This is a genomic window from Arthrobacter sp. CJL-S3, from assembly GCF_056711635.1.
Genome location: NZ_CM160046.1, coordinates 3,606,984 through 3,630,865, shown reverse-complemented (window position 1 = coordinate 3,630,865; position 23,882 = coordinate 3,606,984). Strand labels below are relative to the sequence as shown.

The 23,882-nt window shown below is 67.9% G+C and carries 24 protein-coding genes; 13 read left to right on the top strand and 11 right to left on the bottom strand.

Annotation, left to right across the window (positions count from 1 at the left end; genetic code table 11):
- Positions 1-17 precede the first annotated feature (17 nt).
- Genes AC06G6_RS16630 through ccsB form a run of 3 tightly spaced genes read left to right on the top strand, consistent with a single transcriptional unit; the run spans position 18 to position 3,738 of the window.
- On the top strand, positions 18-773 hold the full coding sequence (locus AC06G6_RS16630) for a cytochrome c biogenesis CcdA family protein (RefSeq protein WP_282382820.1): 756 nt from the start codon (positions 18-20) through the stop codon (positions 771-773).
- Positions 773-2,614 carry a cytochrome c biogenesis protein ResB gene (gene resB, locus AC06G6_RS16625; protein WP_479823856.1) on the top strand — a complete coding sequence of 614 codons (1,842 nt, stop codon included), beginning with the start codon at positions 773-775 and terminating at the stop codon, positions 2,612-2,614. The genes AC06G6_RS16630 and resB overlap by 1 nt, the downstream gene beginning before the upstream one ends.
- Positions 2,614-3,738 (top strand): c-type cytochrome biogenesis protein CcsB, encoded by a 1,125-nt coding sequence (ccsB, locus tag AC06G6_RS16620; protein ID WP_479823854.1) that lies wholly within the window; start codon positions 2,614-2,616, stop codon positions 3,736-3,738. The genes resB and ccsB overlap by 1 nt, the downstream gene beginning before the upstream one ends.
- Before the next feature lie 403 nt (positions 3,739-4,141).
- Here the strand turns inward: ccsB and AC06G6_RS16615 are convergent, their stop codons facing one another.
- The 4 genes from AC06G6_RS16615 to AC06G6_RS16600 all read right to left on the bottom strand — a co-directional run bounded on the left by AC06G6_RS16615 (position 4,142) and on the right by AC06G6_RS16600 (position 7,247).
- Positions 4,142-5,119, bottom strand: coding sequence for a hypothetical protein (locus AC06G6_RS16615; protein ID WP_479823851.1), 978 nt, complete (start codon positions 5,117-5,119; stop codon positions 4,142-4,144).
- A 93-nt stretch (positions 5,120-5,212) separates the two neighbouring features.
- A complete protein-coding gene (locus AC06G6_RS16610) occupies positions 5,213-6,034 on the bottom strand; it encodes an MBL fold metallo-hydrolase (protein ID WP_479823849.1) in 822 nt (273 codons plus the stop codon).
- 149 nt (positions 6,035-6,183) lie between these two features.
- Positions 6,184-6,690, bottom strand: coding sequence for a GNAT family N-acetyltransferase (locus AC06G6_RS16605; RefSeq protein ID WP_479823847.1), 507 nt, complete (start codon positions 6,688-6,690; stop codon positions 6,184-6,186).
- Between the two features lie 131 nt (positions 6,691-6,821).
- Positions 6,822-7,247, bottom strand: a complete 426-nt coding sequence (locus tag AC06G6_RS16600; RefSeq protein WP_479823845.1) for a PLD nuclease N-terminal domain-containing protein — start codon at positions 7,245-7,247, stop codon at positions 6,822-6,824.
- A gap of 181 nt (positions 7,248-7,428) precedes the next feature.
- Between AC06G6_RS16600 and AC06G6_RS16595 the strand changes: the two genes are divergently transcribed.
- Positions 7,429-7,737, top strand: coding sequence for a DUF4229 domain-containing protein (locus AC06G6_RS16595; protein WP_479823843.1), 309 nt, complete (start codon positions 7,429-7,431; stop codon positions 7,735-7,737).
- Positions 7,738-7,797: 60 nt separating this feature from the next.
- On the opposite strand, the gene AC06G6_RS16590 is transcribed toward AC06G6_RS16595, so the two are convergent.
- The 6 genes from AC06G6_RS16590 to AC06G6_RS16565 all read right to left on the bottom strand — a co-directional run bounded on the left by AC06G6_RS16590 (position 7,798) and on the right by AC06G6_RS16565 (position 12,870).
- Positions 7,798-8,421 carry a dihydrofolate reductase family protein gene (locus AC06G6_RS16590; protein WP_479823841.1) on the bottom strand — a complete coding sequence of 208 codons (624 nt, stop codon included), beginning with the start codon at positions 8,419-8,421 and terminating at the stop codon, positions 7,798-7,800.
- Positions 8,422-8,519: 98 nt separating this feature from the next.
- Positions 8,520-9,401: a 1,4-dihydroxy-2-naphthoate polyprenyltransferase gene (locus AC06G6_RS16585; protein WP_479823839.1), complete on the bottom strand. Its 882-nt coding sequence runs from the start codon at positions 9,399-9,401 to the stop codon at positions 8,520-8,522.
- Between the two features lie 48 nt (positions 9,402-9,449).
- Positions 9,450-10,619: an AMP-binding protein gene (locus AC06G6_RS16580; RefSeq protein WP_479823838.1), complete on the bottom strand. Its 1,170-nt coding sequence runs from the start codon at positions 10,617-10,619 to the stop codon at positions 9,450-9,452.
- Between the two features lie 10 nt (positions 10,620-10,629).
- Entirely contained in the window at positions 10,630-11,583 is a 954-nt protein-coding gene (locus AC06G6_RS16575; protein WP_479823837.1) for a 1,4-dihydroxy-2-naphthoyl-CoA synthase, read from the bottom strand.
- Positions 11,584-11,604: 21 nt separating this feature from the next.
- Positions 11,605-12,045 (bottom strand): VOC family protein, encoded by a 441-nt coding sequence (locus AC06G6_RS16570; protein WP_479823836.1) that lies wholly within the window; start codon positions 12,043-12,045, stop codon positions 11,605-11,607.
- 63 nt (positions 12,046-12,108) lie between these two features.
- Positions 12,109-12,870, bottom strand: coding sequence for a CPBP family intramembrane glutamic endopeptidase (locus tag AC06G6_RS16565; RefSeq protein ID WP_479823834.1), 762 nt, complete (start codon positions 12,868-12,870; stop codon positions 12,109-12,111).
- A 52-nt stretch (positions 12,871-12,922) separates the two neighbouring features.
- On the opposite strand from AC06G6_RS16565, the gene AC06G6_RS16560 reads away from it, so the two are divergent.
- From AC06G6_RS16560 to AC06G6_RS16540, 5 genes are all read left to right on the top strand, one after another.
- Positions 12,923-13,897 (top strand): metal ABC transporter substrate-binding protein, encoded by a 975-nt coding sequence (locus AC06G6_RS16560; protein ID WP_479823833.1) that lies wholly within the window; start codon positions 12,923-12,925, stop codon positions 13,895-13,897.
- A complete protein-coding gene (locus tag AC06G6_RS16555; protein WP_479823832.1) occupies positions 13,894-14,688 on the top strand; it encodes a metal ABC transporter ATP-binding protein in 795 nt (264 codons plus the stop codon). The genes AC06G6_RS16560 and AC06G6_RS16555 overlap by 4 nt, the downstream gene beginning before the upstream one ends.
- Positions 14,689-14,691: 3 nt before the next feature.
- Positions 14,692-15,567, top strand: a complete 876-nt coding sequence (locus tag AC06G6_RS16550) for a metal ABC transporter permease (RefSeq protein ID WP_479823830.1) — start codon at positions 14,692-14,694, stop codon at positions 15,565-15,567.
- Between the two features lie 234 nt (positions 15,568-15,801).
- The gene (locus AC06G6_RS16545) at positions 15,802-17,475 is read left to right on the top strand and encodes an ABC-F family ATP-binding cassette domain-containing protein (protein WP_479823828.1); all 1,674 of its coding nucleotides are present in this window, start codon (positions 15,802-15,804) and stop codon (positions 17,473-17,475) included.
- A gap of 313 nt (positions 17,476-17,788) precedes the next feature.
- On the top strand, positions 17,789-19,249 hold the full coding sequence (locus AC06G6_RS16540; protein ID WP_307461285.1) for an amino acid permease: 1,461 nt from the start codon (positions 17,789-17,791) through the stop codon (positions 19,247-19,249).
- 896 nt (positions 19,250-20,145) lie between these two features.
- On the opposite strand, the gene AC06G6_RS16535 is transcribed toward AC06G6_RS16540, so the two are convergent.
- Positions 20,146-20,322 (bottom strand): CsbD family protein, encoded by a 177-nt coding sequence (locus AC06G6_RS16535; protein WP_224047463.1) that lies wholly within the window; start codon positions 20,320-20,322, stop codon positions 20,146-20,148.
- A gap of 192 nt (positions 20,323-20,514) precedes the next feature.
- Between AC06G6_RS16535 and AC06G6_RS16530 the strand changes: the two genes are divergently transcribed.
- From AC06G6_RS16530 to AC06G6_RS16515, 4 genes are all read left to right on the top strand, one after another.
- Positions 20,515-20,973 carry an SRPBCC family protein gene (locus AC06G6_RS16530; protein WP_479823825.1) on the top strand — a complete coding sequence of 153 codons (459 nt, stop codon included), beginning with the start codon at positions 20,515-20,517 and terminating at the stop codon, positions 20,971-20,973.
- A complete protein-coding gene (locus AC06G6_RS16525) occupies positions 20,973-21,647 on the top strand; it encodes a pentapeptide repeat-containing protein (protein ID WP_479823823.1) in 675 nt (224 codons plus the stop codon). Before AC06G6_RS16530 ends, AC06G6_RS16525 begins: the two co-directional genes overlap by 1 nt.
- 186 nt (positions 21,648-21,833) lie before the next feature.
- Positions 21,834-23,063: a thiolase family protein gene (locus tag AC06G6_RS16520; RefSeq protein ID WP_479823821.1), complete on the top strand. Its 1,230-nt coding sequence runs from the start codon at positions 21,834-21,836 to the stop codon at positions 23,061-23,063.
- Entirely contained in the window at positions 23,063-23,881 is an 819-nt protein-coding gene (locus AC06G6_RS16515) for an enoyl-CoA hydratase/isomerase family protein (RefSeq protein WP_479823820.1), read from the top strand. The genes AC06G6_RS16520 and AC06G6_RS16515 overlap by 1 nt, the downstream gene beginning before the upstream one ends.
- The last annotated feature ends 1 nt before the right edge of the window (position 23,882 follow it).

Sequence of the window (23,882 nt, the reverse complement as noted above, 5' to 3'; positions counted from 1 at the left end):
CGGACGGGCCAGCCGCCGTGAACAGTCCCTTCGCCGAAGCCATCCTGAGCGGATCGCTGCTGCTTGCCATCCCCGTGGCACTGCTCGCCGGCTTCGTTTCCTTCCTGTCGCCCTGCGTACTGCCCCTCGTGCCGGGCTACCTGGGCTACGTCACGGGACTGACCGGCGTCGACCTCCAGAAGCAGAAGCGCGGCCGCATGCTGGCCGGCATCGGGCTCTTTGTCCTCGGGTTCTCGGTGATCTTTGTGCTGCTCGGCGGGGCGTTCGGGCAGCTGGGGACCCTGATCACCGGCTCGCAGAACGCCTGGATCACCCAGGTCCTGGGCCTCCTCGTGATCGTCATGGGCGTTGTGTTCATGGGCGGTTTCGGCTGGCTCCAGCGCGACGCCAAGATCCAGTCGAAGCCGCCGGCCGGGCTGTGGGGCGCGCCGCTGCTGGGCATCACCTTCGGCCTCGGCTGGGCACCCTGCATCGGCCCGACCTATTCCGCGGTCCAGCTGCTGAGCCTCTCCGGCGGGTCCTCGGCCGCCAAGGGCGCGTTCCTGGCGTTCGTCTACAGCCTGGGCCTGGGCATCCCGTTCCTGCTGATCGCCCTGGCCGTGCGCCGCGGCATCGGCGTGATGTCCTTCTTCCGCAAGCACCGGCTCGCCATCCAGCGCATCGGCGGCGGCATCCTGGTGGGGCTGGGCCTGCTGATGGCCAGCGGCGTCTGGGGAACCTGGGTGTCCGAGTTGCAGTACTGGTTCCAAACCGATGTGAAACTGCCGATCTGATGAGCGAGCGAGTGAACGAAGAGAAGAATCTCCCAGCCGACGGCACGAAGCGCCCCGGCAAGTCCGGCGGCAGCCCTGTGGTCGCCGCCAAGGCTGAAGCTGTCCTTCCCACCCTCGGGCCGCTGGGCATGCTCCGCTGGGCCTGGACCCAGCTGACCAGCATGCGCACCGCGCTGTTCCTGCTGCTGATGCTGGCGGTCGGTGCGGTGCCCGGTTCGCTGTTCCCGCAGCGGCCCGCCAACCCCTCGATCGTCACGCAGTACATCAAGGACAACCCGGACTACGGCAAAATCCTTGACTCCCTCCAGCTCTACGACGTGTACTCCTCGGCGTGGTTCTCGGCGATCTACATCCTGCTGTTCATCTCGCTGATCGGCTGTGTGGTCCCGCGCGCCATCGCGCACTACAAGGCCATGCGCTCCCAGCCGCCGCGGACGCCCGCGCGGCTGTCCCGGCTGCCCGAATACGGCACCCTGGTCATTCCCGCCGGAGCCGGGATCCCGGCGTCGCGCGCCATCGACGACGCCGCCGGGCTGCTGAAGAAGCGCGGCTACCGCGTCGACGTCCGCGACCGCGACGGCGCCCGGCCCTCGATCGGTGCGGAGCGCGGCTTCCTGCGCGAGGTCGGGAACCTGGTCTTCCACACGTCGCTGATCGGGGTGCTCGTCTCGGTCGCGATCGGCGGGCTGTTCGGCTACAGCGGCCAGCGGATCCTCGTCGAGGGCGATACCTTCGTGAATACGCTCGTCGGCTACGACCAGTTCACCCCGGGCACCAACTTCCAGAGCAGCCAGCTGGAGCCGTACTCCGTCCAGCTGGACAAGTTCCAGATCACGTTCGACCGGGAGTCCCAGGGCAAGATCGGCCAGCCCATCGACTTCCAGGCCGACGTCACCACCCGGGAATCCCCGGACGCGCCGGCCCAGAAAGAGGTGCTGAAGGTCAACGACCCGCTCACCCTCGGCGGCACCAGCATGTACCTCACCGGCAACGGTTACGCCCCGGTCGTCACCATCCGCGACGGCGACGGCAACATCGCCATGCAGGGTCCGGTTGTGGCCAAGCTGCAGGGCGACAACTACTACTCCTCCGCGGTCATCAAGGTCCCCGACGCCAAGCCGGAGCAGCTCGCCTTCGCCGGCTTCTTCCTGCCCACCGCGTTTGTCACCGAGGAAGGCGTGTCCTTCAGCGGCGATCCGGAGCTGTTCAATCCGCAGCTGACCCTGAACTCGTACTACGGCGACCTCGGCCTGGACGACGGGGCCCCGCAGAACGTCTTCGAGCTCGACGTCAAGAAGCTCACGCCGCTCAACGCCCGGAACCTCGACGCCGGCGGCATCACCCTCGCCCCGGGCGCTACTTACACCCTCCCCGACGGCAAGGGCACCATCAGCTTCGACGGCGTCAAGCGCTACATCGGCGTCGACATCCACCACAACCCGGGCCAGCTCTACGCCCTGATCTTCGCGCTGCTGGCGGTGGCCGGTCTGGTCACCTCGCTGTACGTGAACCGCCGCCGCGTCTGGGTCCGCACCGGAACGCACGCGGACGGCCGCACCATGGTCGAATACGGGCTCCTGGCCCGCGGCGAGGACCACCGGCTGGCCGGCGAGGCAGTGGCGATCCGCAGGCTGCTCGCCGGGGCCTGGGATCTCGACGACGGCGGCTCCCAGTCGGCTCCCAGCGGGGGAGCGGATAATGACCGGGCGGACACCGTGCAGCCCGGTGCCGGTGCCGGTGCCGGTGCCGAGGCCGGTGCCGAGCAGGACTCCCCGGACCACCCCGCAGCAGACTTCATCCAGTCAACAGCAGGCTCTTCCGAGTCAAAGAAGGAACAGTAATGCTCCCCATCAACGAAACCATGGGCCAGTACAGCGAGTTGTTTATGCTCCTCGCGGCCGGCACCTACACGGTGGCGTTCATCGCCTTTGCGTGGGACCTGGCCAAGAGCAGCAAAACGCTGCGCGCGGTGGACCTCAAGGCCGCCGAGCTCTCCGGTGCCGCGGCCGCCCGCGTTCCGGTGGCCGCCGGCGTCGGGGCCTCCTCTTCGTCCTCCTCCTCAGCTGCTGTTGACCGCGCCGACGGGGACGTGGCCGGGCCTGTCGGGCGGGCCGAGCGTCCGACGTCGTCCGTGTCGGGTGGTTCCGCCGGGAACGCCGCCGGCATCGGCCAGACCGCCGACGGCGCCATGCGCTACTCCGCCGAGCGCCGCGCCCCCGCCCGGGTCGCCGTCGCCCTGACCGTGCTGGGTGCCGCCATCCACGCGGCCGGCGTCATCACCCGGGCCATCGGCGCGGGCCGGGTGCCGTGGGGCAACATGTACGAGTTCCTCACCACCGGCGCGTTCGTGGCCGTGGCCGTCTTCCTGCTTGTCCTGGTCCGGCGCGACCTGCGCTTCCTCGGCACCTTCGTGGTGGGCCTGGCGATCATCATGCTCGTGGCTGCCTCCGTGGCGTACTGGACGCCGGTGGGGCACCTCGTTCCCGCGCTGCAGAGCTACTGGCTGATCATCCACGTCTCGATCGCCGTGCTGTCCTCGGCGCTGTTCACCCTGACCTTCGCGATGTCGGCGCTGCAGCTGGTCCAGACTCACCGGCAGAAGACCATCGCGGCCGGGGGCGCCGACAAGCTGGGCTTCATGCGCCTGGTGCCGTCCGCGCTGAGCCTGGAGAACCTCTCCTACCGGATCAACGCCATCGCGTTCGTCGGCTGGACCTTCACGCTGATGTTCGGCGCCATCTGGGCCGAGAAGGCCTGGGGCCGGTTCTGGGGCTGGGACACCAAGGAAGTGTGGACCTTCGTGATCTGGGTGGTCTACGCCGGCTACCTGCACGCCCGCGCCACCCGCGGCTGGACCGGAACCCGCGCGGCCTGGCTCTCGATCGTCGGCTACCTCTGCGTGGTCTTCAACTTCACCATCGTGAACCAGTTCTTCAACGGCCTGCACTCCTACTCGGGGCTGTAACCCGGGGCCCTTGAGCCTCCGCGCTTAGCGCACCCACCTGTCACGAATGGCCGCTAAGCCACCCCGCTTTGCGGCCATTCGTGTCAGATGGGTGGCCGGTGTGCCGGTGCTTTTCATCGGTTCGCCACGAATGGCTGCTATTCCGACCCTCGTAGCGGCCATTCGTGTCAGATGGGTGGGGCTGGCGTCATGCGTGGCGGCCATTTGCGTCAGATGGATGACGGGTGTGCCAGTGCTCTTCATCGGTTCGCCACAAGTGGCTGCTATTCCGACCCTCGTGGCAGCCATTCGTGTCAGATGGATGGGGCCGGCGCCCTGCGTGGCGGCCATTCGTGTCAGATGGGTGACGGGTGTGCCAGTGCTCTTCATCGATTTGCCACAAATGGTCGCCATACCAGCACTCTTAGCGACCATTCGTGTCAGATCGCAGGCGGGGGGCGGCCCGCTTTGGACTCCTGCCCGGTCCGGGGGTCCAGCCGCGCTCCGTGAGCGCCGCCCGCACGCGGGTCACGGCAGTCGGATCCATGCCGGGTGCCAGCGGTTCCAAGTCTGTCTGCGTCAACACGACAACGCGCCATCCGCCATCCCTGGCGTTCTCATCTCGAAAGATGTCGCTGCGACGTTGCGCCGGATTGGCGTGATGCGCGCCGTCGTACTGGATCGCGATCTTCTCCCGCTCATAGGACAGATCCGGGTCCTGGATCCACACGCCGGTCTCGTCGAAAATCGGGACGTTGATTCCGGGCTCCGGCAGGCCATGGCGAATCAAGAGCAGCCGGAGCTCGGTCTCTTTAGGGGAGTCCGTGTTGGCCCGAAGCAAAGCCCGGGCACGCATGGCACGCCGGTAGCCTGTCCTGCCCTGTTTCCCGGCAAGGAATGCATCCAGGGCATCGACGGTGGTCGGCGGGTTCCGCCGGCGCAGCAGAAAGTCGCCGGCAATCACCAAATCATCGAGGCTCAGTAAGACGGCGAGGTCGAACCACGTCCGCAGCGGGGACGTGCAGCTCACCCAGGCCCCGGCCACGATCTCGTCCGGTTCCAGTGACTGCTGGTGGCCCACGACATTCTTGTATCGCACGGCCCGCCTGCCCGGAACGCCCGTCAGATGGACCACATCCAGGTTCGCTAGTGCAAGCGGCAGGGGGAAGCCCCACAGCACTGCCGCGGACAGGTGACTCACAACAGCGCCGGTCACGGCGGTCAGGGCGCGCAAACGTTCCAGCAGACTGTTCTCGGTGGTCGCCGAGGCGCGCACTCCGTGGCAGGGCTTGACGAGATCGCGAGCCCGGGTCCGTCTCCGGCTCAGCCCCGCGGCACGGGCCTCGGCCACGGTGAAAGGCTGGTTTCGAAGCTGCGGGGGAAGCTCGCTGGGCAGGTGCATACGAGCATTCTGCTCCCGTCAGGCAGCGGCTCGGAGGTTATCCACAGTGTGGAGGAGAAGTGGTCTTGGGGTGCTGTGTCCTCAAGGGGGAAGCTATTCCGGCGTCTCTTCATGCTCTCTTTGGGCGAGCCGCTGTACTTGCCATCTGTGCACGTCGGGCAGCCAATCCAGCGGAGCCGATGGGCCGACCCGCGCGTCGTCGGGAACACCGCCGTCGCGCAGGGCCTCCGCGTACGCGCGATCCTGTTTGATCCGTGCTCGTAGCTGCTCAGCCCCGCCGACTGAGCCGTGGCCGGGGATGACGGCAACAACATCGTCGGCCACGCCGTCGAACAGCAGCAGCGCGGCGAGGTAGTCCTCGATCGGATTCGCGGCCTCGAGATCGAGGAACGGCATCAGGATGTCGGAGAGCATGTCGCCGGCGACGAGGACACCGCGGTCCTCGATCAGCAGCGCCGCGTGGCCGGGGGCATGGGCCTGATGCTCGATGATCCGGACTTTCGGGCCATCCCAGGGAATCTGCGCGGCGTCGTCGGGCAGCTCGGTAATGAGACCGAGCAGATCCATCGGGATCTCCTCGGCGAACTCCGGCGGGAGCACCCCGGCTATGCGGGCCTTCCAGTCCGTGTGCGACAGCAGATCGTGGGTGGAGGCCGCGCAGCGGGCTGTACCGAACCGGGGCACGTCGCCGAAGGCCGCGTGCCAGAGCACGTGGTCCCAGTCAGGATGCGTCGAGAATCCTGCCACGACCGGCTGGCCCAACTCGCCAAGGTCGTTCGCGAGGTCGGCCATTTCGCCGCTCGTTATACCTGGGTCGATGAGCAACACACCGGTCCGGCCCTGCACGACAATGGAGTTGCTCTGGATGAACTCGCTCTCGTGAACGAGAACGCCCTCAGCGACCTGCTTCAGCATGAAACGCCTCCCGCTTGTGGTTCGCACCGCTGGTCGAGACGGTATTCCGCGCGGTAGTAGATCGCAAGCACTAAAGGCAAAGCAGAAGAGTCGGGTGCCGGATCAACGCGGCGGTCGAGGTGTTCGCGAGGCACGGGGCTGCCAGCGAATTATTTGCCCGGCTCAGTGGTGCAGATCCAGTAGCGCCACGCGGCGCCGTTGTCGCCGTCGCCATGATCCTCGAGGATGCCGCCTTGCCGCTCGATCGTCTTTGCGGAGGCCCCATTGCCTGCCTCGCAGACAAGGAGCAGCCGGTCCATGCCGCGCACCCGCGCCTCGTTCACCATCCGACCGAGAGCCCAAGTGGCCAGCCCGCGTCGGCGCGCGGAGGGACGGATACCGTAGCCGATGTGCCCGGCCCGCTGCACGAAGTCGCTGAACTCGTACCGCAGTGCGATCCCGCCAAGCACGCGGTTGCCTTCGATGATCCACCGGTAGGTGCAATGTGTGGAGTCTTCGGCCACCCGCGCCAGCCAAACGGCGAACCCGGCTTCTGAGATGACCTCATCGGTCGGCAACAGACCGAACCCATCCTCATGGAGGCCGTCGCCCCACTCGGCATGTGCCTGGAGCCAGGCATTATGCAGCCGTTCGGTGGGTGCGATCAGGTCGGGCATGCCGCAACTATATCGATCCGGGCTCGCGGGGCGGTTCAGCCTTCCGGCGGAACGACGACGTCCAGTGGAGGCCGTGATAAATCGCCACTCTTCCCGAAAAGTTCCCGGAGTGGCGCAGGGGCGGACCGGTACTACTTGACCTCGTCGGTGCCCTGCGTGTCGCCGCTGCCGCGGGCGTCGCCGGACTCGGTGTCGTCGGTGTCCTGGTTGCCCTTGTCGTCGGCGGCCTTGCGCTCCTTGGCGTCCAGCTCGTCCTTGAGCTTCTTGAGCCGGTCGGCTTCGGCCTGCTTGCGGCGGCGGAGTTCGAGGTTGCGCAGGAAGTCCGGGTCGTCGTCGGGCGCGATGGGGTGGCTGTAATTGGTGCGTACCGGTGCGGTCCCGCGCGGCCGGCCAATCAGGAACCACAGGATGGCGCCGATCACCGGAAGGACGATCTGCACCACAATCCAGGCCGGCTTCGAGATGCCTTTGGTCTGGCGAGGATCAGTGCGGATCACGTCGACGAGTCCGTAGACAAACACGACCAGAACGGCGACAACAACCACTACTCGGAGCATGTAATTAGTCTAGCCTCCGGGGGAGTGTCCGGCTTCTACTGATCGATGGCTCTGGGGGAACTCCAAGGCAACCCTGACGAACCCGGTCGCGGCCCAAGCTCCAGTGCCGCGCGTGCCCCGGCGGAAGCGCCGGAGCACGGCCCCGGTGGGCCGGGGTGCCGCCGGCGGCTAAACTGGGAGCGTGGCTTTCCTGAAATACTCCCTGATCCGGCTGGCGCTCTTCGTGCCGTTGTTCGCACTGTTCGTTTACCTCGAGCTCGGATGGCTCCTGGCCGTCCTTTGCGCGGGAATGATGGCCTTCGCGATCAGCTTCCTCTTCTTCCAGGAGCAGCGCAACGCCGCCGCCGCCTCGCTCCACCAGCGATTCTCCGGCAAGGCCAAGCCGCTGCGCAGCGCCGGGGAAATGGACGACGCCGACGCCGAGGACCGCCTGGTCGACGCGCACCCGGACATTACCGTCAACAAGGACAACCGCCCGAAGGACGCCTAGCTCCCCTCCGCACGCGTGACCGCCGGACAAGTAGCAACCACCGAACTGCGGCCCCTGCCCCTAGCTCCCCTGGTCGACGGCGGACATGTCGCCGACTCCGGGCGTGCCCTCGGCGAGCGCGTAGCGCTGCAGCACCGCACCCTTCGGTGAGGCGACGACCGGTTCGATGAGCCTGAGGTTCGTCGGCACCACCCCGCCGGCGAAGACCTTCTTTCCGCCGCCGAGGAGGATCGGGTACACCCAGAGGTTGAGCCGGTCGAAGAGCCGCTCGGCGAACAGGGTCTGCACGAAGTTGAGGCTGCCGATGACGTGGATGTTCTCGTGCCGGTCGCGCAGTTCCCGCACGGCGGCCACGACATCAGGACCGAGCAGCGTGGAGTTGGCCCACTCGAGGGCCGGCGTCTGGTGCGAGGCCACATATTTGGGGAGGCGGTTGAACAGCCGCGCGATGTCCCCGTGCGCGTTCGGCCAGTACCCGGCGAAAATGTCGTAGGTCCGGCGGCCCAACAGCAGCGCGTCCATCCCGGCCATCCCGGAGTCGATCTGCCCGCCGACGACCTCGTCCAGGAGCGGCGCCTGCCAGCCGCCAAACGCGAAGCCGCCGTCAGTGTCCTCGGTCGGCCCGCCGGGTGCCTGCGCGACGCCGTCGAGCGTGGTGAACAGGTCGATATGGATGAGTCCCATGCCGTGCTCTTTCCTGTGCCGCCCGTCGTCGTCCCGGCGACGGGATCACTTCGAGGCTGTCACACGGTCCCCCTGGGAGGCAACGCGTATTTGCGCCCCTAGAACCCGTGGCTCAGGACCAGGCCCAGTGAGAACAGCACCGCGTAGCCGAGGTTGATCAGCCCCGTCTGCTTGAGCACCGGAATCAGGCTCTTGCGGCGCCGCCCGGAGATCATCAGCCAGGACGGCATCAGGCTGGCCGGGATCAGCAGCAGCACAATCAGCATCCACGGCCGGGTCGGAGCCAGCACAATCGGCAGCAGGATCGCGACGGCGAGCATCAGCACGTAGGCTTCCCGGGCATGCTTGTCGCCGAGCCGCACGGCCAGCGTCTTCTTCCCGGCCTTCCGGTCGGTGGGGATGTCGCGGACGTTGTTGGCCATGAGCAGCGCGCAGGCGATCAGGCCGGTGCCGATGGCGCCGATGACGGCCGGGAGGCTGATCTGGCCGGCCTGCGTGTAGGTGGTGCCGAGCGTGGCGACCAGACCGAAGAACACAAAGACGAACAAATCGCCCAGGCCCATGTAGCCGTAGGGGTTCTTCCCGCCCGTGTAGCCCCAGGCCGCGAGGACGCAGCCCAGGCCCACCAGGATCAGCCACCAGGTCTGCGAGAGGATGACCAGGGCCAGGCCGAACACCATCGCCAGCCCGAACGCGGCAAACGCGGCGTACTTGACGTGCTCGGGCTTCGCGGCGCCGGAGCCCACCAGCCGGAGCGGGCCCACCCGGTCCTCGTCGGTGCCGCGGATGCCGTCGGAGTAGTCGTTGGCGTAGTTCACGCCGACCTGCAGCAGCAGGGCCACCAGCGCGGCCAGCACGGCGTGGAGCGGCAGGAAGGCGTCCAGCTCGTACGCGGCCGCGGTGCCGATCAGGACAGGCGCGATCGCGGCCGGCAGGGTGCGCAGTCGGGCGCCTTGGATCCATTGAGCGGCTGTTGCCACGGTCAGTACCTCGTGTTGGTTTAGCGAAACCGGGAGTGCCCGGACTGTCTATTTTCCCTGATGCAGCTCGGTGAGCCGAACCGTCATCGCCAGGCGGTCCGGTTTCCCGTTCGGCAGCATCAGCAGGTCACCGGCGGCCAGCACGGTCTTCGGGGCCAGCGTGCCCAGCGCCGGCGCCCAGGCCGCGCCCGCGGTGAAGTCCCGGAGGCTGTCCGGGGAGCTGTCGGCGAGCGCCACGTAGGCGGCGAGGGCCTGGCCCCATTCGGCCGAGGGGACCCCGGCGACAAAGGCGGCCCGCACGCCGTCGAGCTTCTCCAGCTCCGCCTGCACGTGCGCGGCGGAGACCTTCACGCCGCCGGTGATGACGACGTCGTCGGCCCTGCCCAGCACGGTCAGCTTCCCGGTGGCGTCGATGGTGCCGAGGTCGCTGGTGCGGTACCAGCGGACGCCATCCTCCTCGAAGAAGGCGCCGGCGGTGAGCCCGGGGTCGCCGAGGTAGCCGGCCGCGAGGGTGGCGCCGCCGAGCAGGATCCGGCCGTCGCCCTCCACCCGGGCCAGCACGTCCTCGAGCGGGAACCCGTCGTACACGCAGCCGCCGCAGGTCTCGGCCGAGCCATAGGTGGTGATCACGCGGGCGCCGGCGTCCCGCGCCGCGGCGAGCAGTTCGGGCGAGGCGGGGCCGCCGCCGAGCAGGATGCCGTTGAAGCGGCGCAGCACGGCCAGCGTGTCGGCCGCCGGCGCGTCCAGCAGCCGCTGCAGCTGGGTGGGCACCAGCGACGTGAAGCGGATCTTGTCCGTGAGCTCCAGGGCCGCGGCGGTGAACGCCTCCGGGGTGAATCCGCTGGACATGTCCATCGCCCACGGCCGGGTGCCGGCGAACAGCGAGCGCACCAGGACCTGGACGCCGGCGACATACTGCACGGGCAGCGCGAGCAGCCACTGGCCCTCGCCCTTGAGCGCGAACGCCGTCGCCACCGAGGACGCCGCCAGCGCATCCACGGTCAGGACCGTCGCCTTGGACGTGCCGGTGGAGCCGGAGGTCCGGACCACCACGGCGGCGTCCTCATAGCCCGGCGTGTCCACGGCGGTAACCACCACGTTCCCGTCCTCGTCGGCGGAGAGTTCGACGGCGGGGCCCTCACCGTGGAGGGCATCCGCCAGGGCCTTGAGCGCGGGCTCGATGTTCGGGGGCTGGGAAGTCGCTGCTCCGGAAGTCATGAGGGCCGCCTTAGAAGTAGTACGGGAAGCTGGACCAGTCCGGATCGCGCTTCTCCAGGAAGGCTTCCTTGCCCTCCACGGCCTCGTCCGTCATGTATGCCAGCCGGGTGGCCTCGCCGGCGAAGACCTGCTGGCCGGCCAGGCCGTCGTCGGCGAGGTTGAAGGCGAACTTGAGCATCCGGAGGGCCTGCGGGGACTGCCGGGCGATGTCGGCGGCGTATTCCAGCGCCACGTCCTCGAGCCGGGCGTGGTCCACGGCCTCGTTCACGGCCCCCATCCGGACCATGTCCTCGGCGGAATATTCGCGGGCCAGGAAGAAGATCTCGCGGGCTGCCTTCTGGCCGATCTGGCGGGCCAGCAGCGCGGAGCCATAGCCGGCGTCGAAGCTGCCGACCGTGGCGTCGGTCTGCTTGAACTTGCCGTGCTGGCGGGACGCGATGGTCAGGTCCGAGACGACGTGCAGCGAGTGCCCGCCGCCGGCGGCCCAGCCGTTCACGACGGCGATAACCACCTTGGGCATGGTGCGCATCAGCCGCTGGACTTCCAGGATGTGGAGCCGGCCGGCGCGGGCTGGGTCGATGCTTTCTTTCGTCTCCCCTTCTGCATACCGGTACCCGTCGCGGCCGCGGATCCGCTGGTCCCCGCCGGAGCAGAACGAGTGGCCGCCGTCCTTGGCGGAGGGGCCGTTGCCGGTGAGCAGCACGGTGGCCACGTCCGGGCTCATCCGGGCGTGGTCCATGGCGCGGTACAGCTCGTCCACGGTGCCGGGGCGGAAGGCGTTGCGCACCTCGGGCCGGTTGAATGCGATGCGGACGGTCGGGAGGTCTTTGACCACGCTGCCGTCCTCGGAACGCTCCACCTGCCGGTGGTAGGTCATGTCCTGGAAGTCGTCGAAGCCGGACACTGTGCGCCAGCGGGTGGGGTCAAAGACGTCGGACACCTTGGCGGGGATTTCGTTGCTCACAGACCGAGTCTAGTAATCGCCTCAGCTGATGCAGAACTCGTTGCCTTCCGGGTCCGCCATGGTGTGCCAGGAATGCGGGCCCTGGCTGGCGGTCCAGAGGAACGTGGCGCCGCGGGCCTCGAGGGCGGCGCGCGCCGCGTCCTTGTCCGCGCCGGCCAGGTTGACGTCCCAGTGGATCCGGTTCTTGATGGTCTTTTCCTCCGGGACCGTCTGGAAGAGGATGCGGCGGGCGGGCGGCGTGGCGTCGAGTTCCTCGGGCGGGCGGATGGCGGCCCCGGCGCCCCAGACGAGCCTGCCGTGGTGCGTCGTGGTTTCTGCCTCCGTGGCGAAGCCCTGCGCGATCATCGAACGGATGAAGGACTCGTCCTGCGGCTCCACGGCCCACTCGAGGGTTTCGGCCCACCAGTCGGCAAGCGCATGCGGGTCCCGGCAGTCGACGGCGATCTGGATGTTCAGTGTCATGGATAGAAACTACGACGTCGGCGCGCGCCGCGGAAGGTCCCCACGGAACTTCCCGCCCCTGGGTCAGCCCTGCATCTGCTGGAGCTGCTCCATCAGTTCCGGCGGGATGGCGTAGATGAAGATGACCGCCAGCAGGTTCTTGGAGGCGTGGACGAAGTAGGCGAACATAACGTTCCTGCCGGTCCAGACGTAGACGAACACCAGCACGGCGCCCATGGCGAGGTACGGCATCAGCACCGGCAGGCTCAGGTCCTCCTGGCCCACGATGTGCAGGGCCGCGAACAGCACCACGGACAGTGAGCAGCACAGCCAGATGTTGACCCGCCGGCTGAGTTTGCCGATCAGCAGGTGGCGGAAGATGTACTCCTCCACGAAGGGCCCCACAATCACCAGCAGCGGCACCATCAGCCAGGCCGGCACCTGCTGCATCAGCGCCTGCAGGCCGGCCTGGTTGGCGGAGGTCGCCGGCGGCCCGGTGATGGCGACCAGGACCGCGGTGAGGATCATCATGGCCACGACGGCGACGGGGACCATCAGCACGGTGAACCAGGGCCTGGTGGCGAGCACCCTGAGGTCCCGGGCGGCGACGTGCCGGGCGGCGGCCAGGGCCAGGATGCCGATGATGCCGTAGAAGACCAGGTTGACGCCGTAGGTCGCGACCGCCGGGTTCGGGGACAGTTCGAGCAGCAGCGGGACCAGCAGTCCGCCGGCCACGGCGAAGAACGCGGCCACCGCCACGTACAGGCCCGCGGTGATGTAATCGAGCCGCGAGAACCGGTAAAGTTCCGGCCGCGGTGCCGGTGGTGTGCGGAGAACAGTGCCCATGTCACCAGCCTAGCGCCGCGGCCGGACGGCCGGGTCCCGTATAATATTCGGTATGCCTAATAATTTGTTTCGGTCCGCCAAAGTTGTCGGCCGAACACGTCGCCGTCGTACTGCCGGAGCCGCCGTCGCCGCCGTTCTGCTCGGACTGTCCCTGGCTGCCTGCGGGGCTGCCATCCCGGGGCAGGGGCCGGGCTCCGCGGACGAGAAGCCCGTGGTGCTGACCACCTTCACCGTGCTGGCCGACGTCGCGCAGAACGTGGCGGGGGACAAGCTGCAGGTCGAATCCATCACCAAGGCCGGCGCCGAAATCCACGGCTACGAGCCCACGCCCGGTGACATCCGCAAGGCGTCCAAGGCCGACCTGATCCTGGACAACGGGCTGAACCTGGAAGCCTGGTTCGCCCAGTTTGTGGAGGGTCTGGACGTTCCGCACGCCGTGGTGAGCGAGGGCGTGGAGGTGCTCTCCATCGGTGAGGACTCCTACCAGGGCAAACCGAACCCGCACGCCTGGATGTCGCCGGTCAACGTCCAGATCTACGTGGACAACATGGTGAAGGCGTTCTCGAAGCTGGATCCGGAGAACGCGGCGGCCTTCGAGGCGAACGGTGCGGCGTACAAGGCCCAGCTGCAGTCCGTGCAGGATGAAATGGTCCAGAAGATCGCCGCCGTCCCCGAGGCGCAGCGGGCGCTGGTGACGTGCGAGGGCGCCTTCTCGTACCTGGCGCGCGACGCCGGCCTCCGCGAGGTCTACATCTGGGCCGTCAACGCCGAGCAGCAGGCCACCCCGCAGCAGATCACCAAGGCCATCGAATTCGTCAAGGCCAACAAGGTCCCGGCGGTCTTCTGCGAATCCACGGTCTCGGACGCCCCGATGCGCCAGGTGGTCGGGGCGACCGGCTCCACTTTCGGCGGGGTGCTGTACGTGGACTCGCTATCCGAAGCGGACGGCCCCGTGCCCACGTACCTGGACCTGATCCGGCACGATTCCAAGCTCATCACCGAAGGCCTGACGGGAGCGGCATCATGAGCAATCCGGCCATTCTGGTGGAAAACGTCACCGTCCACTACGGGGAGGTCCTGGCGCTCGACGCCGCCTCGCTCACCGTGGAGGCGGCCCGGATCTGCGGGCTGGTGGGCATGAACGGCTCCGGCAAGTCCACGCTGTTCAAGGCGATCATGGGCATGGTCAAGCCCGACGCCGGCCGCGTCCTGATCAACGGCGAATCACCGGCCAAGGCGCGGAAGAAGGGCGGCATCGGCTACGTCCCGCAGAGCGAGGACGTGGACTGGCAGTTCCCGCTGTCCGTGCGCGACGTGGTGATGATGGGCCGCTACGGGCACCAGGGCTTCACCCGCCGTGCGTCCAAGGCGGACCGCGACGCCGTCGACCTCGCCCTGGACCGGGTGGAACTCTCCGAGTTCGCCGGCCGGCAGATCGGCCAGCTCTCCGGCGGGCAGAAGAAGCGCGCCTTCGTGGCCCGCGGGATCGCCCAGGGCGCCACCATGATGCTCCTGGACGAGCCCTTCGCCGGGGTGGACAAGCGCTCCGAGGCGACGATGACGCGCCTGCTGAAGGAACTTGCCGCGGACGGCTGCACCATCCTCATCTCGACCCATGACCTGCACGCGCTGCCCCAGCTCTGCGACGAGGCCGTGCTGCTGATGCGCAAGGTCCTGATGCACGGCCCGCCCGAGGTGGTGCTGCAGCCGGAGCACCTGGCCATGGCCTTCGGCCTCGACGTCCTCAACCGCGACCTTCCCGAGCAGCCGGACGTCGCCAACCAGCCGGACGTCGCCAACCAGCCGGGCAGGAACTGAGCCATGGATTTCTTCGACCTCCTGCTGGAACCGCTGAGCTATGACTTCATGGTCCGTGCCATCGTCACCACGGCGCTCGCAGCCATCGTCTGCGCGGTGCTGAGCTGCTGGCTGGTGCTGATCGGCTGGTCACTGATGGGCGACGCGGTCTCCCACGCCGTGCTGCCCGGGGTGGTGCTCGCCTACATCGTCGGGGCCCCCTTCGCGCTGGGCGCACTGGTGTTCGCGCTGATCGCGGTGACCCTGATCGGGGTGGTCCGCAACACGAGCCGGGTGAAGGAGGACGCGGCGATCGGGATCGTGTTCACCTCCCTGTTCGCGCTCGGCCTGGTGCTTATCTCGGTCACGCCCAGCCAGACGGACCTCAACCACATCATCTTCGGCAACCTGCTCGGCGTCAGCGTCCCGGACCTCATCCAGGTCCTGGTGCTGGGTGTTGTCACGTTCGCGATCCTGGTCCTCAAGCGCCGGGACCTGACGCTCTACGCCTTCGACCCCACGCACGCCCACGCGATCGGGCTGTCCCCGAAGCGCCTCGGGGCCCTGCTGCTCGGCCTGCTGGCGCTGACGTCCGTGGTGGCGCTGCAGACCGTGGGCGTGGTGCTGGTGGTGGCCATGCTGATCATTCCCGGGGCCACGGCCTACCTGCTGACGGACCGGTTCTCCCGCATGCTCGTGATCGCCCCGGTCATTTCGGCGGTGTGCTCCATCGCCGGCATCTACTTCAGCTACTACCTCGACACCGCCTCCGGCGCCATGGTGGTCCTGACGCAGGGGGCCGCGTTCGCCGCCGTCTACCTGTTCAGCCCGCGGCAGGGGCTCATCGGCACGCGGCTGGCGATGGCCCGGCGCCGGAAAGCGGCCGCGCTCGCCGCCTGACAGGGCCCAGCTGACCCGACGGCGCCGCGCCGCCGCACGCCCTGTGCGAGCGCCCGCGCGAGCGGCTGCCGACGGCGGCAGCCGGGTCAGTCTCAGACCTGCCCCCTGGCGGCAGTCGGGTCAGTCTTAGACCCGCGCCCGACGGCGGCAGCCGGGTCAGTCACAGCCTGCGGTGTCATACTTGACGACGCAAGCCGCCGCCGGGCCGGCTCGCCACCTACCTGCGAGGACTCCTTGAGCGAACATCTCCGCCTTTCGGGCGTATCCCACGGCTACGGGGACCGCCAGCTGTTTGCCGACGTCGAACTGGCCATCACCGCCGGGGAACATGTGGCGATCGTCGGCGAGAACGGCGCGGGCAAATCCACGCTGCTCCGGATCCTGGCCGGGCTCGAGACCCCGGACGAGGGCACCGCCGTCCGCCGGGGCCGCGTCGGCTACCTTGCCCAGACCCTGGGCCTGCCGGACGCGTTCACCGTGAGCAACGCGATCGACGCCGCCCTGGGATCCCTCCGCGAACTGGAGGCCGAGCTGGACCGCCTGGAGGACGGGCTCGCCGACGCCGAGGCGGACGACCTGGAGCGCTACGGCAACCTGCAGACCCAGTACCAGCTCAGGGAAGGCTACGCCGCGGAATCCCGGGTGGAAGCGGCGCTTGACCGGCTGGGCCTGGGCGGGCTGGACCGGATGAGGACACTGGGCTCGCTCTCCGGCGGAGAACAGGAACGCGTGGCACTGGCCTGCGTGATGGCCGACCCCGCGGACATCCTCCTCCTGGACGAACCCACCAACCACCTTGATGCCAGCGGGACGGCCTGGCTGGAGGCGCGGCTCGCGGCGCACCGCGGAACCGTCGTGGTGGTCTCCCACGACCGCGTCCTGCTGCGCAAAGTCGCCTCCACCGTGATCGAAGTGGACGCCGAACGCCGGACGGTCAACCGCTACGGCAACGGCTACGAAGGCTACCTGCACGAGAAGGCCGCCGAACGCCAGCGCTGGGCGCAGCAGTACACCGGGTGGCTGGACGCGATGGCGGCCGAACGGCTCCAGGCGGACACGGTCGCGGGGAAGATGGGCTACGCCCGCCAGCGCGACAACGACAAAATGGGCTTCGACTTCAAGGCCGGCACCTGGCAGAAGGCGGCCTCCAGCAAGGTCCGCAATGCCCAGGAGCGCCTCCGCCGGCTGGAGGAAAACCCCATCGACCGTCCGCCGGTGCCGCTGAAGCTGGAGACGGACCTCCGGGCGGACGTTGCTGCGGGGCCGGCGCTGGAAGCCCGGGGCGTGACGGTCCCCGGCCGGCTGGAACCGACGGACATCCGGGTGGTGGCGGGCCAGAAGATCCTCATCACCGGCCCCAACGGTGCCGGCAAGTCCACGCTGCTCTCCGTCCTGGCGGGCACGCTGGAACCGGCGCAGGGCACCGTGGTGAGGCATGGCCGGATCGGCTACCTGCAGCAGGAGTTGGAGCTCCCGCAGCGCCCGGGGCTGCGTCTGCTGCCGGCTTTCGCCGCGGGCCTGGGCGGCAACATCGACGAGCACGCGGAGGCGCTGCTGCGGCTCGGGCTCTTCCGGACCAGCGAATTCCACGTCCCGGTGGGAGGCCTCTCCGCAGGGCAACAGCGCCGGCTGGCGCTGGCCCGGCTCCTGCTGGGCGGCTACGGGACAATGCTCGTCGATGAGCCCACCAACCACTTGGCCCCCGTCCTGGTGGAACAGCTGGAGTCGGCCCTCTCGGACTTCGCCGGGACGCTGGTCATGGTCAGCCACGATCGCGCGCTGGGGGAATGGTTCGATAGGTGCGCCCGCGAAAACAACGCCGGGAACCGCACGGCGAACCGCGCCGGGCACGGCGCCGGGACCGGGACCTGGCTCCGCTATGCGATGCGGGACGGCGCCCTGGCCTGACGGCGGCCTAATTCGGCGGCGGAAAACCTGGCAACGTCCTAACTGACGGGTAGGTCGGGACTAGCCATGCTGAAATCGAACATAATTCGGAAACTTAGCCCAAGGTGCACCATAAATTGGCCAAAGTACCCGCAGGGTGTATCCCGCGTCACGAACAGGCCGCAAAGGCTAGTACGATGGATGAGCCGCGCGAGCTTCGACCCTTGTGAGGTTCGGTACATGTCTGGGCCCCCACAAGGGGCTCCGGGCCGAATTCTGTGTACTTGAATCCACGGTCACTTCCCGGCCCTACCCCGACCTACAAGGAACAGCTGTGCCATCACCTACGCCCACAGAACTTAAGAGCACCACGGCGCAACCCGCCGTCGTCGACTCGACCCTCAGCGCCGAGGGCTACGCAAAATCCCTGAGCGGCCGCCAGGTCACCATGATCGCCATGGGCGGCGCCATCGGCGTCGGCCTCTTCATGGGTGCCGGCGGACGACTGGCCTCCACCGGCCCCGCACTCATCTTCTCCTACGCCATCGCCGGCGTCATCGCCTACCTGCTGATGCGCGCCCTGGGCGAACTCATCATGTACCGCCAGACCTCCGGCTCCTTCGTCAGCTACGCCGGCGAAATGTTCGGCAAAAAGGGCGCCTATGTGTCCGGCTGGATGTACTTCATCAACTGGGCCATGACCGGCATCGCCGAGCTCATCGCCATCGGACTGTACTTCCAGTTCTTCTTCCCCAATGTGCCGGTCGAGCTGTCCGCGATCGCGGCACTGCTGCTGCTCGTGGGCGTGAACCTCATGAGCGTCAAGGCGTTCGGCGAATTCGAGTTCTGGGCCTCCTGCCTCAAGGTCGGCGCCATCCTCATCTTCCTGGCCGTGGGCACCTTCATGGTCATCACCAACGCCCAGGTCGGCGACGGCAACGCCTCGGTCAACAACCTCTTCGCCGCTGAAGGGGGCATGTTCCCCAAGGGTGCCCTGGTCATGATCCTGGTCCTGAACGCCGTCATCTTCGCCTACAACGGCATTGAGCTCGTCGGCATCACCGCCGGCGAAATGCAGGATCCGGCCAAGGAAGTGCCCAAGGCCATCCGCGCGGTTGTCTTCCGCATCATCGTGTTCTACGTCGGCTCCGTGACCCTGCTGGCCATGCTCCTGCCCTCGGACCAGTACGTCGCCGGCACCTCGCCGTTCGTCACCGTGTTCGGCCAGATGGGCCTCGGCTGGATGGGCGATGTTATGAACATGATCGTCATCACCGCCGCGCTGTCCTCCTGCAACTCGGGCCTGTACTCGATCGGCCGCGTCTTCCGCACCATGGCCAACAACGGACATGCTCCCGAGTGGCTGACCAAGATGTCCAAGAGCCACGTGCCGTACGCGGCCATCCTGGCCATCGGCGGCGTCTACCTCGTCGGCATCCTCCTCAACATCTGGCTCGGCGGCTCGCACGCCTTCGACCTGGCGCTGAACTCCGCGTCGATCGGCGTGATCTTCACCTGGGGCGCCATCTTCGCCAGCCAGATCGCGCTGCGCAAGACCAAGGGCAAGGTCTCATCCCTGCCCGCACCCGGCGGAGTCTGGGCCAGCTGGGCCGGCCTGATTGCCCTGCTGCTCATCACGGTGCTGATCGGCTTCGACACCATGACCAGCAAGACCGGCGAGGTCTTCCACCTGGGCCTATGGACCCTGGCGACCATCCCGTTCTTCTCGCTCCTGCTGTGGCTTGGCTGGCAGAAGGTCAAGAACAACGAACCGAAGAACGCACTCTTCAACTAACCGCTACAGGCACCATCTAAGCGGACGACGACGGCGGGCCCCCAGTGCGGGGCCCGCCGTTGTTGGCTTAACCCCCCGTTGTTGATTCAGGGGGCCTCGCGTAAGGCCGCGGGGGCTCGGCCGCGCCCACGTAGCGGGCAAGGGCCCTGCGCCTACGCATCACCCATCTGACGGGAATGGCGGCTATCCGGGGCGGTTTAGCCGCCATTCGTGGCGAATGCGTGGGGTGCGCCGCGGGTCAGGGTGGTTTAGCCGCCATTTGTGGCAAATCGATGGTGTCGGGCGTCCTGCTGGGCGGTGGTCGCGCCTACGCCTCACCCATCTGACGAGAATGGCGGCTATTAGGGGCGGTTTAGCGGCCATTTGTGGCGAATGGGTGAGAATGCGCCACGGGTCAGGGTGGTTTAGCCGCCATTTGTGGCAAATCGATGGGATCGGGCTTCCCTCTGGGGCGGTGGTCGCGCCTACGCCTCACCCATCTGACGGGAATGGCGGCTATCTAGGGTGGGATAGCCGCCATTTGTGGCAAATCGACGGTGTCGGGCGTCCTGCTGGGCGGGTGGTCGCCCCCCACGCCTCACCCATCTGACGAGAATGGTCGCTATTCGGGACGGTTTAGCGACCATTTGTGGCGAATGGGTGGGGGTGCGCCGCGGGTCAGGTGGGTGGCCGCCATTCGTGGCAAATCGATGGGGTCGGGCTTCCCGCTGGGGCGGTGGTCGCGCCTACGCCTCACCCATCTGACGGGAATGGCGGCTATTCGGGGTGCTTTAGCGGCCGTTCGTGGCGAATCGGTGCCCCGGCGCGCAGCCGCCCACGCGGCACCAACCCCCGGGCATACAAAAGCGGCGGCGGGCATCCCCCAAAGGAATGACCGCCGCCGCTTTTTGTGAGGACTAATCCTTCTTGAAGGCGTCCTTGGTGTTCTCGCCGACCTTCTTGGCGTCTGCGACGACCTGGTCCTTCTGGCCCTCGGCGCGCAACTGGTCGTTGTTCGTGGCATTGCCAGTAGCTTCCTTGGCCTTGCCGCCGAGGTGCTCTGCTTCGTTCTGAATCTTGTCTCCGATACCCATGGTGCAAACACCTTTCGTTTCCGGTTGAAATTCAACGTCCCTTCACACTAACACAAAGCATGCTTACTAAATCAAGAGGGCATCAAGAGGGGATCGCGGGGGTGTCCGCGCCGCACTAAATCAAGGGGGCATCACGGGGGTGTCCGCGCCGCGGGATGATATCTGCGCCGGAGCCGGGCTAGGCTCGATGCCATGGACCACAAGATCAGCCTGACCCAGCACGTCAACGCCCCGGCCGATAAGGTCTGGGCGGTCATCTCCGACATTCCCGGTTCGGCCGCGACCCTCTCCGGCATCGACTCGATCCAGATGCTCAGCGACGGTCCCTACGGCGAGGGCACGCGCTGGAAGGAGACCCGCAAAATGATGGGGCGGTCGGAAACCGTGGAGATGTGGGTGTCCCAGGCCGATCCGCCGCGGAGCACCACGGTGAAAGCGCTGCAGGGCGGGGCGGACTACACCTCGCGCATGACGCTGGCCGATCGCGACGGCGGCACGGACCTGACCATGACGTTCGGCGCCGAGCTCCAGAATCCCTCCCGGATGCACACGCTGGCAATGGCCGTCTTCGGAAAATTGGGCATGCGCATCACCCGCAAGGCCCTCGCCAAGGACCTGGCGGAAATCGCGGCGAAGGCCGAGTCGCTCTAGTGGCCAGGGGCACCGCGGCCAAGGCGCCGAAGGTCACCGCGCCGCGGCTCAGCCCGGTCCGGCTGGCCGAGCTGCGGGACGACCCGTCCCCGGAGTTCCAGTCCGGCGAGAGGTACGACGGCGTCCGGTACAGCAGGGCCTCCGCCGACGGGCTGGAACTGGCAGGCACCGACTTCGCGGAGTGCGACTTCCAGGGCGTGTCCTTCAATGAGACCCAGCTGCGCGGCGCCACCTTCCGTGACTGCATTCTGGCGGAGCTGTACGCCCCCGTGTTCATGGCGGCCCGGAGCACGCTGCGCGACGTCGAGATCGGCAACCCGCGCTGGGGTTCCGCGGAGCTCTACGAAAGCGGCTGGCAGTCCGTGAGGATCGACGGCGGCAAACTCGACTACGTGAATCTCCGCGGCTCCAAGCTCACGGACGTGCAGATCAGCGACTGCATCATCGCCGAACTGGACCTCGGTTCCTGCGCCGCGACCCGGGTGGCGCTGAAGAACTGCACCATCGGCACCCTCGACGTCGCGGGCGCCCGGCTCAAGGACTTTGACATCCGCGGCACCGACATCCGCACCATCAGCGGGCTGGAAAGCCTCGCCGGCCTCGTGATCGACGACTACCAGCTCGGCCTGCTCGCCCCGCTCATGGCGAGCCACCTCGGCGTCGTCGTCGCGTAAGTTCCCGAGTCAGTTCCCGCGTAATCCGGCGGGGGTTTGATTGACCCCCTTGCCGCGCCGTGTAATCTTTATAGAACGAACGGTCAGTAAATTGGCGCGCCGGGGTCGAACGCGGACGCCGCCGCCAGGAGTTCTTTCGATGGCAGATTCGATGACAGAGACGTTTATCGCGTGAAGGGTGTACCCATGGCATCAGCAGCAGCAGGACCACAGGCATTTCTCGTAGGCGGCGCCCGCACTGCGGTGGGCCGGTACGGCGGGGCACTCTCCGCGGTCCGCCCCGATGACCTGGCCGCCCTGGTGGTCCGCGAGGCCGTGGCCCGGGCCGGGCTGGACCCCGAGAGCATCGACGAGGTCATCCTCGGCAACGCCAACGGCGCCGGTGAGGAAAACCGCAACGTCGCCCGGATGGCCACCATCCTGGCCGGCCTGCCGCTGCACATCCCCGGCATCACCGTGAACCGGCTCTGCTCCTCCGGCCTGAGCGCCATCATCATGGCCAGCCACATGATCAAGTCCGGCGCCGCGGACATCGTGATCGCCGGCGGTGTGGAATCCATGAGCCGCGCCCCCTGGGTCCAGGAGAAGCCCCGGACGGCCTTCGCCAAACCCGGCGAAATCTTCGACACCTCCATCGGCTGGCGCTTCGTGAACCCGCTGTTCCGGAAGGGCGAGCTCTCCCGCGGCGGCAAGATGACCTACTCCATGCCGGAAACGGCAGAGGAAGTCGCCCGCGTGGACGGCATCACCCGCGAGGACGCCGACGCCTTCGCCGTCCGCTCGCACGAGCGCTCCCTCGCGGCCATCGCCGCCGGCCGCTTCGCCGACGAGATCGTCCCGGTCACGGTCAAGGGGCGCAAGGGCGAAACGATCGTCGACACCGACGAGGGCCCGCGCGCCGGCACCACCATGGACGTCCTCGCGGCCCTCCGCCCCGTCGTCGCCGGCGGCTCGGTCGTCACGGCCGGCAACTCCTCGACCCTCAACGACGGCGCCTCCGCCATCATCGTCGCCTCCGAGGCCGCGATCGAACGGCTCGGCCTCACCCCGCGCGCCCGGATCATCGACGGCGCCTCTGCCGGCTGCGAACCCGAAATCATGGGCATCGGCCCCGTCCCGGCCACCCGGAAGGTGCTCGCCCGGACCGGCCTCAGCGTCGGCGACCTCGGCGCCGTCGAACTCAACGAAGCCTTCGCCACCCAGTCGCTCGCCACCATGCGCCGGCTCGGCCTGGACCCCGAGATCGTCAACCGCGACGGCGGCGCGATCTCCCTGGGGCACCCGCTGGGGTCGTCCGGCTCCCGGCTCGCGATCACCCTGCTGGGCCGGATGGAGCGCGAGGACGCCCGGATCGGCCTCGCCACCATGTGCATCGGCGTCGGCCAGGGCACCGCGATGCTGCTGGAGCGGGTGTAGTGGCCGCCGCCGCGACGGGCCTGAACCCGCACGATTTCCGCACCCTGCTGGTCGACGAGCGCGAGGACCGGCTCGTGGTGCTCCTCAACCGGCCCGAGGTCCGCAACGCGATCGACCAGCAGATGGTCGATGAGCTGCACGCCGTCTGCGCCGCGCTGGAGCAGACCCCGAAGGTGCTCATCATCGCCGGCACGGAGGGCGTCTTCGCCTCCGGGGCGGACATCGGGCAGCTGCGCGAACGCCGCCGCGACGACGCCCTGCAGGGCATCAACTCCACCATTTTCGTGCGCATCGCGAAGCTGCCGATGCCCGTCATCGCGGCCCTGGACGGCTTCTGCCTGGGCGGCGGCGCCGAGCTGGCGTACGCCGCGGACTTCCGGATCGGCACACCCTCGGTGCGGATCGGCAACCCGGAGACCGGCCTGGGCATCCTCGCCGCCGCCGGGGCGAGCTGGCGGCTGAAGGAACTCGTGGGGGAGCCGGTGGCCAAGGAAATCCTGCTCGCCGGCACCGTGCTGCGCGCCGAGCGGGCCCTCGCCGTCAACCTCATCACCGAGATCCACGAGGCCCCCGAGCTGATGGCGGCCGCCCACGCCCTGGCCGACCGGATCGCCGCGCAGGATCCCCTCGCGGTCCGGATCACCAAGTCGGTGTTCCACGCCCCCGCCGAGGCGCACCCCCTGATCGACCAGCTGGCCCAGGGGATCCTCTTCGAATCCCAGGCCAAGTTCGACCGCATGCAGGCTTTCCTCGACCGAAAGTCCGAAAAGAAGTCAGCCAAGAAGTCCGAGCAGGATCCAGACCGGAAGAAGAACTGAA

Coding starts and splice junctions, on each gene's coding strand:
- resB (WP_479823856.1), top strand. CDS start 773: ATGAGCGAGCGAGTGAACGAAGAGAAGAATCTCCCAGCCGACGGCACG.
- ccsB (WP_479823854.1), top strand. CDS start 2,614: ATGCTCCCCATCAACGAAACCATGGGCCAGTACAGCGAGTTGTTTATG.
- AC06G6_RS16615 (WP_479823851.1), bottom strand. CDS start 5,119: ATGCACCTGCCCAGCGAGCTTCCCCCGCAGCTTCGAAACCAGCCTTTC.
- AC06G6_RS16610 (WP_479823849.1), bottom strand. CDS start 6,034: ATGCTGAAGCAGGTCGCTGAGGGCGTTCTCGTTCACGAGAGCGAGTTC.
- AC06G6_RS16605 (WP_479823847.1), bottom strand. CDS start 6,690: ATGCCCGACCTGATCGCACCCACCGAACGGCTGCATAATGCCTGGCTC.
- AC06G6_RS16600 (WP_479823845.1), bottom strand. CDS start 7,247: ATGCTCCGAGTAGTGGTTGTTGTCGCCGTTCTGGTCGTGTTTGTCTAC.
- AC06G6_RS16590 (WP_479823841.1), bottom strand. CDS start 8,421: ATGGGACTCATCCATATCGACCTGTTCACCACGCTCGACGGCGTCGCG.
- AC06G6_RS16580 (WP_479823838.1), bottom strand. CDS start 10,619: ATGACTTCCGGAGCAGCGACTTCCCAGCCCCCGAACATCGAGCCCGCG.
- AC06G6_RS16570 (WP_479823836.1), bottom strand. CDS start 12,045: ATGACACTGAACATCCAGATCGCCGTCGACTGCCGGGACCCGCATGCG.
- AC06G6_RS16565 (WP_479823834.1), bottom strand. CDS start 12,870: ATGGGCACTGTTCTCCGCACACCACCGGCACCGCGGCCGGAACTTTAC.
- AC06G6_RS16560 (WP_479823833.1), top strand. CDS start 12,923: ATGCCTAATAATTTGTTTCGGTCCGCCAAAGTTGTCGGCCGAACACGT.
- AC06G6_RS16555 (WP_479823832.1), top strand. CDS start 13,894: ATGAGCAATCCGGCCATTCTGGTGGAAAACGTCACCGTCCACTACGGG.
- AC06G6_RS16550 (WP_479823830.1), top strand. CDS start 14,692: ATGGATTTCTTCGACCTCCTGCTGGAACCGCTGAGCTATGACTTCATG.
- AC06G6_RS16535 (WP_224047463.1), bottom strand. CDS start 20,322: ATGGGTATCGGAGACAAGATTCAGAACGAAGCAGAGCACCTCGGCGGC.
- AC06G6_RS16530 (WP_479823825.1), top strand. CDS start 20,515: ATGGACCACAAGATCAGCCTGACCCAGCACGTCAACGCCCCGGCCGAT.
- AC06G6_RS16520 (WP_479823821.1), top strand. CDS start 21,834: ATGGCATCAGCAGCAGCAGGACCACAGGCATTTCTCGTAGGCGGCGCC.